The organism is Longimicrobiaceae bacterium, from assembly GCA_035936415.1.
In the GTDB taxonomy this organism is placed as follows: domain Bacteria; phylum Gemmatimonadota; class Gemmatimonadetes; order Longimicrobiales; family Longimicrobiaceae; genus JAFAYN01.
In genome coordinates this window covers 1-11804 of record DASYWD010000597.1, presented here as the reverse complement: position 1 = coordinate 11804, position 11804 = coordinate 1, and the positions used below count along the sequence as shown (strand labels likewise).

Below are 11804 nucleotides of genomic sequence, written 5' to 3'. Positions count from 1 at the left end.
TCCTGGCGGTGGTGGCCCGGGCGGCGGCGGAGGCGGGCGCCGCGGCGGAGTTCGATCGGGCGTCGGAGCGGGCCTGGGACCTCCTGGGGCGCCACACGGCGCGGGAAGCGGGTGGCGGCCGGGGGCGGGCCTTCCTGGAGCTCGCGAGGGCCGCCGCGGTGGCGGAGCGCTGGCCGCTTGCCGAGCACGCGGGGCAGCGCGCGCTGGAGGTGGCACTCGCCCGCGGAGACGACCAGGAGGCGGACGAGGCGGAGCGGTTCCTCCGGGATCTGTGGGAGCAGACGGGGGGGATGCGGTGGATCGGCAGACCGCACGGCCCGCAGAGGCCGGATTGAGTGCATTCCGGAAGCCCGTTTCCGGCAGGAAAAGGTGCAATGTCGTTCCCATTCGGAGCGGAGGCGGCATCCGAAAAGTATGGCGGATGACGCCGATTCCCATTATTCTGACGGGTAGAGTGCGGCAAGTCACCTTCTCCGTCATGAATCCATGGGAGCAGCTCCTCCCCGCACATCAACTCCGCAGCGCAAGAGCAAGGAAAAGGGCGAGCGCAGGCGCACCATCACGATCCCGCCGCCGGTCCTCCCATGGCCGCGGGTGCTGGCTTCGGTGGAGGAAGCGGGACCGGAGCTGTGCATGGCGCTCTGGCGCGCGCTGCGTAAGGTGGGCGACTGGGCCGCGACATCGCCGAAGGAGCGGGAAGCCCTCTTCCAGTTCGAGCGGAAGCGGGAAGCCTACGAGCGCCTGGGCGCCGCCTGCGCGGCGGCGCCGGAGCTGGTGGAGGCGTTCGGTACCTTCGCGGAGCTGATCCGCGCACCCGCGGGGATGGAGGCGGCGCGGCTCGCCGCCGCGTGCAGCCAGGTGCACGCCTGGGCGGAGGAGCGCTCGCTGATCCAACTGGGGATGGTGTTCGCGGAGGGCGCCGCCCTTGCGGACCCGGAATGCCCTGCAAAGGCGAACGATGCGGGGCGCATGTGCCGCAGGGCGGCGGAGGACCAGCGCGCGTCGAGCTGGTACCACCGCGGCCACGGGCTCGGCGTCCGGCGCCAGGATGATACGGAAATCATCCGGGCGCTGATCGGCTACGGCAACCTGATGAAGGACCTCGGCAAGCACGACGAGGCCCGCAAGTTTCTGGAGGGGGCGACGCGGCGGGCGGCGAATACGGGGCGGAGGAGGCAGGCAGGCGAGGCGCAGCACGACCTACTTACTGTGGCGGCCGAAGTCGGAACGCTTGAATCGGGCATGCGGCACGTGCGTAAGGCGCTTGACCTTTACCCGCTCCGCCATCCTGCCCTTCCGGCCCTGATTCACGATTGGGCCTTCCTTCTAGTGCGCTTACGCTTTTATACTCGGGCCATCCCCCTTCTAGAGATGGTTCTCCCACGCATCTGCCTGCCGGAGTTCCGAACTGTTGTGTGGAGCACGCTAGCCAGAGCTGTTGCTGGAGCAGGAATTCAACAGCGATTTGGGGAGATTGAACAGGTCCTCAAACCACTGATCCAGGAGCACGCTGAATACGCTCCGGCTGCCCTTGTGAACCTGGCTGAGGGGTCGCGCTGTTTTGGGAGATGGGATGAAGCCGACGGATATGCGCGGTCAGCAATCGAATTAGCCCACGTCCGGAATGATAGAGGTGTTGGCAGGGTTGCTTCTGAGCTGTCGGGTCAGGTTGCAGCCCGCGCGCTGCCATTCGGCGAGAGTGAGCCAGCCAATCCAGATCGGTTAAACGCGCTGTCTCTTCGCCTCACGTCGCGCTTAAGGTTATGGAAGGCTCCGGGCGAGCGATAACCCGGAGCCCGTCCAGAATCAGGTGGCAGGTCAGCAGATCCTCTCTGAGCTAGTTCCCAGACCCAATCGTAAAACCACCTCGCTCCTGTGTCGATTCATCGGCCGTCGTCTCCGTTGAGGAGGTGACGGTCGTCGTGCTGCCGGTCCGGTGTCCAGTGCCTATCGTCGAACCGCCGTCGTAGCGGGGGCCCTCCGGCGTGAGGAGGGTGGAGCTGCCGCAGGCGGCGAGGCCCAGGCACAGCACGCAAGCCGCCAGCAGGGTGCACCGGTTCTTCATGGTTCCGTCCTTGTGAGGGGGGTGAGCGGGAAGTTGCCCGCGCCCGAACGTTACCCCCTCCGCACCCTTCCCGCCAGCACTCCGTACTGCCCTGTGGCGGCAAATCGGCCTACACTTATCTTCCGCCACGTGGAGGGCGAGGAAGTCTGCGGATGCGGAACGCTCACACGACGCCTTTCCTTGTTATGACATCCGAACCCGTCCCGCTGCGGCTCCCGCGCGCCGATCCGGCGTACCGCCTGGACGGTGCCGACCGCGCGAAGATGCTCCCCGGCTTCGACGCCGATGCGCTGGAGCGCCTCCTGGCGATGGTGCGTCCCGATAGGCGCCGGGAGGTCCTGGCGCACTTCCAAAAGCGGGAGGACGGGGAGCGCGCCAGGCACCTGGTGGCGCTGGACGACCCCGAGCTGCAGGGCATGCTGGAGGAGGTCTGGGCGCCCGTGTGGGACGCGGTCCAGGCCACGGACGCGGAGCTCGCAGCCGACGTCTACGGCTTCCCCGGCCGGGAGATCGCGATGCAGCGGCGGGCGGCACGCGCACAAGTGCAGCGGGACGGCGCCGCGTAGCGCCGTCCCGCCTGTCACACCTACCACGGCCGGAGATCCACCACCCGGGGCGGTGCTCGGAGCCGCATGAGCTGCTCGCCGGCGGGGGCGACTTGCTGAACATGCCAGCGAAGCTCCAAGGCGTCGGAGGAGACGCATACACTCTCTCCTCCTCTCCTGCCCGGTGCGCCCCGCCATCGAGTGTGTCAACAGTGCGAGGAAATCACCAGCACCTACGTCCACGCGAAAGGATAGGAAGTAAGCCAGCAACAGCCTGAGCGGCTCGCCGGCTTACTTCCTACCCCCTATCCATGCTGCTCCATCAACTTGCCTCGCCTACGGTCGAGGCGAGTCAGTGCTGCTTCGGGTGCTCCGCGACCGCGCTACCAATCAGCTCGGCGTCCGTGGAGGTGGAACTGGACGTCGACATCGCACCAACCTGCGACGGATTGCTCACATACTGCATCGCGTTGACTGGACGAATCGTGGATCCTTCCAGCTCAAACACCGTCCACAGGGTCCCCGGCTGGTTCGGAACGTTGAACTCCGCGACCAACGAGCCGCCACGGTACACTCTGACCTGTGCGCCCGATCCCGGCAGGGCAGAGCTGGGGTTGGCGAATCGGTTGGTGTAGTCGTGGACCGAATAACGGTAGGTTCCGGAGAACTGCCGCGAGATGGTGATGGTTTCTGGTCCGTAAGACGTCACGTCGTCGATGTCCAGGGCGGCAAAGGGCGATGAGAGCAGGCTACCCTTGCTTGCGTAGTATACGTGAAAGCGCGAACCGGATTCCGTCGGCCCGGTCAGGTGCGAGTCCAGGTCGCTCGGGGTGGCACCCCAGCGCAGCACGATGGTGATATCTTCCGTGCTGGGCGACAGGGTGAGGTTCTGCCCAGCCACTTCGCGGTCGCCAATCACCACCCCGGTCTGAACCCCGTCCACGAAACCACCGGCCTTGCCCAGGATCGAGTACGTGCCTGCGGGTAGCCCCGTGAAGCGGTAGCTCCCTGCGGCATCGGAGGTGGTCACCGCGACAGCCGGGCCGTCCAGGGCGCTCATCCCTGAGCGGAGTTCGACTGTCGCGCCGGCGATGGCTGCGTTGTTGCGCGCATTCCGGATGCTGCCGGAGATCCCGCCGGGGAACGAGCTGGCAGGGACCAGCGGAATGGTTTCAAGCGTCGTGGTCTGGCTGTTCTGTACCACGGCATTGTACAGTGTTACGCTGACAAATCCCTTTGCGGATACCGTCGCGGTGTACGATCCCGCCGGGAGCTTGCCTGACTGGTAGCTCCCGTCGGAGGCGGTTGTGGCGGCTTGGGTCAGGCCCCCGCCGGAGAAGGTTACCGTCGCTGCGCCGATCCCGGCGCGCGTCTCCGCGTGCACGACGCGGCCCGTGAGCGTGCCGCCCTCGACGATCGAAATCGTCGACGTTCCGCTCTTGCCGCCACTGCTTGCAGTGATGGTCGCCGTTCCCGAGGCGATCCCGGTCACGTTCCCGGTGCTGGAAACGGTGGCGATAGAGCCCGCGGAGCTGGACCAGGTGATGGGGCTGTCCTCAATGGCGTTCCCCGCCGCGTCCCGCGCCACCGCTGCGAGCTGAACCGAACCCCCCGCAGCGATCGTTGCCGCCGCCGGAGTGACCTCGACGGAATGGACCTGTGGTGTGGCCTCACACCCAGCGATCTGCGGAACCCGTTGCGTCTGGGCTACCAGCGCGTCCTTGATCTGCTGCCGGGCACCCCTTCCGCGGAGATACGAGTCGGAAGCGTGGATTTTTGCAGCCCAATACAAGCGCCAGAGCGGAATCGCGACCAGCGACCAGCCCGCAGTGAACGGCGTCAGCATCAGCCCGTAGAACGTGACGACGGTCATTTCCTTCTGCGCCCTCCGGGTGAGGGACGTCTCCAAGCGCGGGAAATGATTCAGGCCAAGAAAAAGGATGACGTCGTACTTCATCACGATTCCTGCGAGCGACCCCGGCGCAAGGGTGGGCCACACGTTCACGAGGGGTGAGTGGGTGATGGGAGCCGAGAGCGAGGTGACGCCGACGCAGGAGTACGCACCGGTCTCGAACCGCGGGTCCCGGCGCGACAGCCCCCGCAGCCCGAGCTGCGTGATCAGGTTGCCCTGGGAATGCGCGACCAGAATCACGTTCGCGTTCGCCTCGGCCCGGCGGAGGGTGTCCGCGAAGATTTCACCATCGCGGTGGAAGAGCGGAGACGGATAGTTGAGATCGACGTTGTAGTAGAGGCTCGCCACCTGCCGACCGGACTCCGCAACATCAGCGAAGAACCGCACCAGGTCCCGCGCGATCAGCATCGTGCACTGAGAGGCACGCTGTACTGCTCTGCCGAAGTTGAGATCTCGGATTTCGTTCTGCATCCGAACGTAGCATTGCCCTGCCTGGTACTTCTCCGCGTGCTGGTACAGGAACGTGCGGTTGTAGTACAGTTGAGCTTCGGACGCTATGCCGGCTTCGGCTAATGCGAGGGTGACGTTTGCCTGATAGCGACCTGCGTCCGTCGGCGTGTTCAGGATCCCATTGATGGCATAGTAGGTGGTTGTCCGCGGGGCGAGAGTTGCGCTCATCGTTGCGGAGGAGAACGTCTGCGTGGTCGTTCGCTCCGAGGGCGTGAACACGTTATTGCCGAGCGCTTCATGCGCCTGCCGGAGCGCGGTCGAATCCGCGACAAGATCATAGGCGAGCTGAGAAACGATCCCGACGCGCCGGTTCGCCTCTTCCTCCCCCACGCGATTATACAGGGCGTTGATCTGGTCCAGGTGAACCTGGAAAGCGGCGATCTTGTCCGTGGCCGTGAGGATCGCGCGGGCGCTGCGCACAAGCTCCTCGTCGCCCGGTGTGAGCACCAGTGTCTCGTCCGCATCAGCGAGCAGCACGTGTGAGGTGTCCATGGCCAGCACCCCGGTGGCGGGGACCATCTCCCCGTCCAGCATGACTGCCAGATCTTCATAGCCGGGTGCCGGCGCGAACCCGTAGCGCACGGTGGTGCCGTACGGAAGCAGTGTATCCTGCTCGGCGGGTGTGCCCTGAACGCCCACCGCCCGCGCGACGGTCAGGCGACGCATCTTCTGGATCCAGAACTTGATGGGGAGGGTCCTGCCGTTCACCAGTCCGATGTACTGGTCTGTGTCGACGTTCTTCAGTTCCTTGCCGGTGTTGACCACCTTCACATTTACCTGGCCGATCTCGTTGCCGGCCAGCAGCACCCGGATGCGGTAGATGTGACTAGGGTCGAGTGCGAACTGGTCGGTATGCCAGTTAACGATGTAGTGATCCTCCGGCGAGCCGACGCGGACCGTCTCTGAACCCGGGCCGCTCGTGGTGGTGAACCGCGCCACCATCGGCACGGCGCACTCGCTGCCAGTCCAGTGGCAAATCTCGACCACGGGTGCGAGCCCGGCGTCGAATACGCCAGGCAGGTCGCGTTGCGGTGCGAGCGGAGGAAGCAGGGTGAAGGGTGGGCGGAGGAAGGGCGGTGGAGTCGTGTCCAGCGCGGGGAACTCGTCCGCCGAGGAGGCGAGCCCACGCGGATCGTGCGGCGAGGTTAGATGGTTCGAGTCCCTGCACCCGAACGCCAACAGGAGGAGCGTGATTAGGGCGAGCGGTTTGAGGCGGGTCATTGGCACCTGCGAAGGGAGGGGGAACCCCAGGCGAAGGGGCGGTGGCTCTGCAGCCGGAGATGGCTGCAGAGGTAATGGGATGATGCAGAAGAAGAGAAGCTTCGGAGTGCGGTGTGGCTGCCGAGTGGGGCGGGCTTTACCGAGATGTGTCCGCATATTACTGCTGGGATGCCGCCACGGCAAGCTTGTTCTGATGCGACTAGCGTCTTAGCTTAATTTTACACGCTGTGGATTTATGTACCCTGATCCCGATCCATCACATGCCCTCCCTCCCCCTCCTGCTCCTCCTCTCTGTCCTGCTGCTCGGCGGGTGCCGCAACATCACCGGCCCTGCGGGCAGCGGCACCTACACTGCGGAAGTCGCAGGCGCGCTCACGGCCAGCTATTCAGGCCGCATGCTCTACGGGCCGAGTAGCGTAACTGCAGGCCCGGGCTACGACATTCACCTACAGTTGCCAGGTGAGGAGCCGTACCGCGGGATCATCTTTCACATCCCGGCACGCCCACGGGTCGGAAGGTACACTGTCGTTGCTAGGCAGGATCTCGACCGCGCGGAAGTGTTCAGTTCACTCTTGTTGCCCACCGCCGTGTTTCTGGGAAACACCGGGGAGTTGCACGTTACGAGGACGAACCCACTCCGCGGCACCTTCCTGTTCCAGGCTCGGCGGAATAGTGGCGAGACGATAACGGTGTCCGGCGAGTTCACCGAGGAATAGCAGATCGAGCAGGGATCATCCCCCCGACCGGGAGATCGCGATCCGGCGGGCGGCACGGGCGCGCGCGTAGCGGGACGGCACCGCGCAGCGCCATCTCATCTGTCACACCCACCATGGCCGGAGATCCCCATTCGTGGAAGTACCCGCAGCCGCTTGACCTACTCGCCGACGGGGGCGACTGTCAGGCGAATCCCATGACTGCACAGTCCGGAAAACGCTCGATGGCTAATCGACACAGTTGAGGAACGCTATGAGCCACCACCCGGATCAGCCGAACGGTCCGCTATTCACACAGGAGGAGGTGAGGCGCGCCTTGGAAACGCGGATGACCCCGAAGGAGGTGGATGAGGCCATGGAGTTGATATACACGGTGGCTGGAGGGTTCGAGAACGTCGCCTACAGCGGCGAGCTACTCGATGCCCTTGCGACGTTGTCTCTGGATACCGCGGCAAGATTGCAGCAGATGCGGGCTTACCGAGTCCGGTAAGCGCGGAACCGAATCGAACGCTGATGTGACATCGCTCCCTGCTTGCGCGTCTGGTAGCTACCACCGCGCAGGCTGCCGCCAGCCCCTTTGAGCAGGGAGACGTGATGAGACTATCTCTCGCAATCGCTGCCGTTGTGCTAAGCACGGCGGTGCTCGCCTCCTGCTCCGAGCCTATGGGACCTGCCGACGAAACGGCCCGGCTGGAGAGGCACCGGCGGCTATGGGCTGCGCAGGGGGCGAACAGCTACCGAATGACCGTGAGGCTGCACGGCGCGTGGACGGGGGGCGCGGCAGTGATCGAGGTCCGCGGCGGCGTCCCCGTGGCGATCAGCCCTCTCCACCACCCCAATGGCCCCGTCGCTCCCGAGACCTTCCGGCACCACGATACCGTGGAGGAGTTGTTCGCCGTGGTGCAGTTCGCCCTGGAGCAGGAGGCAGAGCGCCTGGAGGTGAAGTACAGCAGCCGGTTCGGCGTTCCCTCCTTCGTGGACGTGGACCTCCGCTCCACATGGGCCGACGACGAACACGGCTTCTCCGTGGAGGACTTCCGCATCCTGAAGTAGCCGTTCTGCCATCCTCCAGGTTCGATCCAGGCGAATCGGGGGCGCAGCAGTCACGTTCCACGGGGCTGTTCGGGACGCACCGGCCACTCGCCCGATTTGGCACAGCCTCGCTGAGCCAACATCTCGGAAAGTGACCGGCCCGCAGCGCCATTCGTCGGGGATCCGGGGCGGGCGTGAGGAGCTGTTCGAGTTGCTCCGGAGTTCGGCCTCACATCCAAAAGGAGGTGAAAGATGACTCCATTTCGTGTGGTCCGGCTGGCCGCGGTGCTTTCCCTGGCTGCCTGCGAACTGAACCCGATCGGTGACGTCCAGCCCTCGTACATGCTGGCCACGGTGGACGGCGCCCTCGAGAAGCAGTACGAGGGCACCGGCGAGTTCCACACGGGCACCCCCGGCCCGGGAAGAAAGCAGTTCCAGGTGACCTCGCAGGGGCAGGGCGCATCCGCCAACCAGAGCTTCACCCTTACGCGCTGGGACGGCGGCAGGCTGGGTCGGGGCACCCATCCCATCACCCTGGTAGACGACGCCGGATTCAGAGGGCAGATGCGCGGCATCACTGTGCAGTTCGCCACTCGGGAAGGGAACCAGGAACAGCGCTTTGTCGCGGAATCGGGGGAGCTGGAGATCACGTCGTCGTCAGAGACACTCGTGGAGGGGCGTTTCCGCTTCACCGGGTTCCGCTACTGCGCGCGCGAGGTGGTCCGCTCCAATCCCCCGGTACCCCCGGTGGGGCCGTGCACGCCACTGCTGGCCGCCCCCGTTCCGGATGCGCCGAAGATCACCGTCTCAGGCTCGTTCGTGACGAAGCCTCTGGAGGTGACAGGGGGGATCCGGGAGCCCGGGCGGTGACCGGCGCGGAGGGCACCCTCCGACGAGAGACGCGAGGCCACGGACGACGTCCGCGGCCTCGCGTGCATTCCTCCCCGGCTGCCCCGCCGTCCTATCCCATCGGGTGCCGGAACTCCGCCGAATAGCGGCCCGTGAGGTGGTGCTCAAGCTGCCGCTCGATGTCGGTGAGCAGGGAGCTGGCCCCGAAGCGGAACAGCTCGGGCCGCAGGTACTCCGTCCCCAGCTCCTCCTTCATCATCATCATCCACTCCAGCGACTGCTTGGCCGTGCGGATCCCTCCCGCCGGCTTGAACCCCACCCGGTGCCCCGTCCGCTCCCGGTAGTCGCGGATGGAGCGCGCCATCGTGAGCCCGACCGGGAGCGTGGCGTTCTCCGCCTCCTTGCCGGTGGAGGTCTTGATGAAGTCCGCCCCCGCCATCATGCACACCAGCGACGCCTTCGTCACGTTGCGGAGCGTCGCCAGCTCGCCGGTGGCCAGGATCGTCTTCAGGTGCGCCGGGCCGCACGCCTCGCGGAAGGCGCGCACCTCGTCGTAGAGCGCCTCCCAGTTGCCCGTGAGCACGTGCGCGCGAGTGATGACGATGTCGATCTCCGCCGCCCCGGCCTCGACTGAAGCGTGGATCTCCTCCACCCGCTGCTTGAACGGCGAGAGCCCCGCCGGGAATCCCGTGGAGACCGCCGCCACCGGGATCCCGGAGCCGCGCAGCGCCTCCACCGCCGTCTCCACCAGCGTGTGGTAGACGCACACCGCCGCCGTGTGGATGGGGAGGTCCTCCACGCCCAGCCCCTCCAGGATCTCCTGCCGCACCGGCTGGCGCGCCTTGGCGCAGAGCCGGCGCACCCGGCCGGGGGTGTCGTCGCCCGCCAGGGTGGTGAGGTCCATGAGCGTGACCGCGCGGAGGAGCCACGCCGCCTGCCACTCCTTCTTCACCGTGCGGCGCGCCCCGATGCTCCCCGCGCGCCGCTCCACGGCGCTCCGGTTCACCCGCGCGTCCGCCACCCAGTCCAGGTCCAGCGGCGTACCGGGGTTGCGCTCCTCCTCGTGCGCCGTCGCGGGCGCGGCCTTCCCCGCGGGGACGGCCACCAGCTTCTTTGCTTTCGTCGTCGCCATTCTCGTCCTTCCAGGCCGCCGCGCGAGGGAGCGCGCACGGATGCGAATTCGCCGGAAAACCGCAGCGGAACAAGATATGCTCCCCGGCGCCACACCGCCACCGGCCGGGCCGCACGACGCGTACCGGCACCGCTCCCCACCGCTCCCGCGAGCCATGCAGACCAGCGCGATCTTCTGGGACCTGGGCGGCGTGCTCCTGAGCAACGGGTGGGACCGGGAGCAGCGCGCGGCCGTCCTGGAGCGCTTCGGGGTGGAGCTGGAAGAGTTCGAGGACCGCCACCGCGAGATCGTCCCCGCCCTGGAGACCGGGCGCTGTACCCTGGACGACTACCTGCGCGCCACGGTCTTCCACGAGCCCCGCGCCTTCACTGCCGCGCGGTTGCGGGAGGCGATGCTGGCGCAGTCGGAGGCGTTCCCTGGCTGCCTCGAGGTGGTGGACCGTCTCGCGAAGGGCGGGCGGTACCTGCTGGCGACGCTCAACAACGAGTCGCGCGAGCTGAACGAGTACCGCATCGCCCGCTTCGAGCTGCGGCGCCGCTTCACCTGCTTCTTCAGCTCCTCGTTTCTGGGAGCCATGAAGCCGGACGGGCGGATCTACCGCACCGCGCTGGCGGTCGTCCAGCGTGCCCCCGACGAGACGGTGTTCGTGGACGACCGCGCGCAGAACCTGGAGCCCGCCCGCGCCCTGGGAATGCGCACCCTGCACTTTCGCGGGGAGCAGGGACCCGAGGCGCTGGTGCACGGCCTCCGGGAGCTGGGCGTGGAGGTCTGACGGAGGCGGCGCCATACGCGAAGGCGGGGCGCCGAGAAACCTGGCGCCCCGCCTCTCCCCTCGCGTCGGTGGTCGTGGCGCTACCGTCCGACCTGCCGGGTCACGTCCACCGTGTGGCCGCACATCGTTCCCTTCACCGTGAGGGTGCGGGAGGCCGGCTCCAGGGTGGAGGTGACGTCCAGCGTGCACGCGCCGGAGCGGCCGTCGCTCGCCGACCAGGTGAAGCCGCCCGTCTGGCTCACCGTCTGCGGGCCGCTCGGCAGGCCGTTCACCACCCGGTGCGCCGACCTGACCGTTATGCTCGGGTTGCCCGTCACCGTGAGAACGGCGCCCCCGCTCCGGCGCGCCGGGAACGCGCAGGCGCTCTGCGTCTTCGTCGCGGTCGTCTCCAGCGTGAGCGACCGCGCCGCCCGGTCGATCTCCCCCTTCATGCTCCCGCTCACCGCCACCGATCCGCCCGCGGGGCACGGCCGCGTGGCGGTGAAGGTCCGCTCGACGGGGACCGGCTCCGCACTCGATCCCACGGAGAGGCCCACCCAGCTCCCGACCTGACCGCCCAGCACCGCGCCGCTCAGCGCGTCCAGCTCCTGGGCGAGGAGGGCGGCGTCCGCAGAGCCGAGGGAAGCATCGCCGGGAGAGGTGGCGCTCCGCTCGCACCCGGCGGCGAGGAGCGCCGCGGCAGCAAGGGCCAGCAGAGAGTGTTGCCTGCGCATGGCGGGATCTCCGTTCCAGGAGGTGGGGGTCGCCCGCCCCGGCGAAGCATCGGGGCGCAGGGAGAAAGATAAAGAGGGTGGCGCGGCGCGCCACCCTCTTCATCTCTTTCGGCTCAGGTCCCGCAGGGCTGCCTTTCGCCCAGCGCCTCGCGCCAGCGGGAGAGCCGCGGCGCCGCCGAGCGCGCCACCGGCTTCGGCCGGTACAGCGACATGGAGGTCAGGGAGGGCGGGCGCGAGGAGCGCCAGCGGCGGGCGCCCACCTGGTCGCCCATGTCGCGGGCCAGCGTGTGCAGCCGGGCGCGCGCGTGCTCCTTCTGGGGCGCGTCGCCCCACTCCAGCG

The 11804-nt window shown here is 67.3% G+C and carries 12 protein-coding genes; 8 read left to right on the top strand and 4 right to left on the bottom strand.

Annotated elements, in window-relative coordinates; all coding sequences use genetic code 11:
• From VGR37_24115 to VGR37_24105, 3 genes are all read left to right on the top strand, one after another.
• Positions 1–335 (top strand): hypothetical protein (locus VGR37_24115; protein HEV2150507.1); only part of this gene is annotated, 335 nt, incomplete at its 5' end.
• Between the two features lie 298 nt (positions 336–633).
• Entirely contained in the window at positions 634–1788 is a 1155-nt protein-coding gene (locus VGR37_24110; GenBank protein ID HEV2150506.1) for a hypothetical protein, read from the top strand.
• Between the two features lie 462 nt (positions 1789–2250).
• Complete coding sequence (locus tag VGR37_24105) at positions 2251–2631, top strand: hypothetical protein (GenBank protein HEV2150505.1); 381 nt, start codon at positions 2251–2253, stop codon at positions 2629–2631.
• A 331-nt stretch (positions 2632–2962) separates the two neighbouring features.
• On the opposite strand, the gene VGR37_24100 is transcribed toward VGR37_24105, so the two are convergent.
• Positions 2963–6253, bottom strand: a complete 3291-nt coding sequence (locus VGR37_24100) for a carboxypeptidase regulatory-like domain-containing protein (protein ID HEV2150504.1) — start codon at positions 6251–6253, stop codon at positions 2963–2965.
• 260 nt (positions 6254–6513) lie between these two features.
• Between VGR37_24100 and VGR37_24095 the strand changes: the two genes are divergently transcribed.
• The 4 genes from VGR37_24095 (at position 6514) to VGR37_24080 (ending at position 8868) form a co-directional block, all read left to right on the top strand.
• Positions 6514–6969 (top strand): hypothetical protein, encoded by a 456-nt coding sequence (locus VGR37_24095; protein ID HEV2150503.1) that lies wholly within the window; start codon positions 6514–6516, stop codon positions 6967–6969.
• A gap of 250 nt (positions 6970–7219) precedes the next feature.
• Positions 7220–7456: a hypothetical protein gene (locus VGR37_24090; GenBank protein HEV2150502.1), complete on the top strand. Its 237-nt coding sequence runs from the start codon at positions 7220–7222 to the stop codon at positions 7454–7456.
• 104 nt (positions 7457–7560) lie between these two features.
• Positions 7561–8019 (top strand): DUF6174 domain-containing protein, encoded by a 459-nt coding sequence (locus VGR37_24085; GenBank protein HEV2150501.1) that lies wholly within the window; start codon positions 7561–7563, stop codon positions 8017–8019.
• A gap of 231 nt (positions 8020–8250) precedes the next feature.
• Positions 8251–8868 carry a hypothetical protein gene (locus VGR37_24080; GenBank protein ID HEV2150500.1) on the top strand — a complete coding sequence of 206 codons (618 nt, stop codon included), beginning with the start codon at positions 8251–8253 and terminating at the stop codon, positions 8866–8868.
• A 91-nt stretch (positions 8869–8959) separates the two neighbouring features.
• Here the strand turns inward: VGR37_24080 and deoC are convergent, their stop codons facing one another.
• On the bottom strand, positions 8960–9979 hold the full coding sequence (deoC, locus tag VGR37_24075; GenBank protein HEV2150499.1) for a deoxyribose-phosphate aldolase: 1020 nt from the start codon (positions 9977–9979) through the stop codon (positions 8960–8962).
• Positions 9980–10133: 154 nt separating this feature from the next.
• Here deoC and VGR37_24070 point away from each other — a divergent pair, with 154 nt between their 5' ends.
• Entirely contained in the window at positions 10134–10751 is a 618-nt protein-coding gene (locus VGR37_24070) for an HAD family phosphatase (GenBank protein HEV2150498.1), read from the top strand.
• A gap of 80 nt (positions 10752–10831) precedes the next feature.
• Here VGR37_24070 and VGR37_24065 read toward each other — a convergent pair whose 3' ends face one another.
• On the bottom strand, positions 10832–11464 hold the full coding sequence (locus VGR37_24065; protein ID HEV2150497.1) for a hypothetical protein: 633 nt from the start codon (positions 11462–11464) through the stop codon (positions 10832–10834).
• Positions 11465–11577: 113 nt separating this feature from the next.
• Positions 11578–11804: hypothetical protein (locus tag VGR37_24060; GenBank protein HEV2150496.1), on the bottom strand; the 227-nt coding region annotated here is incomplete at its 5' end.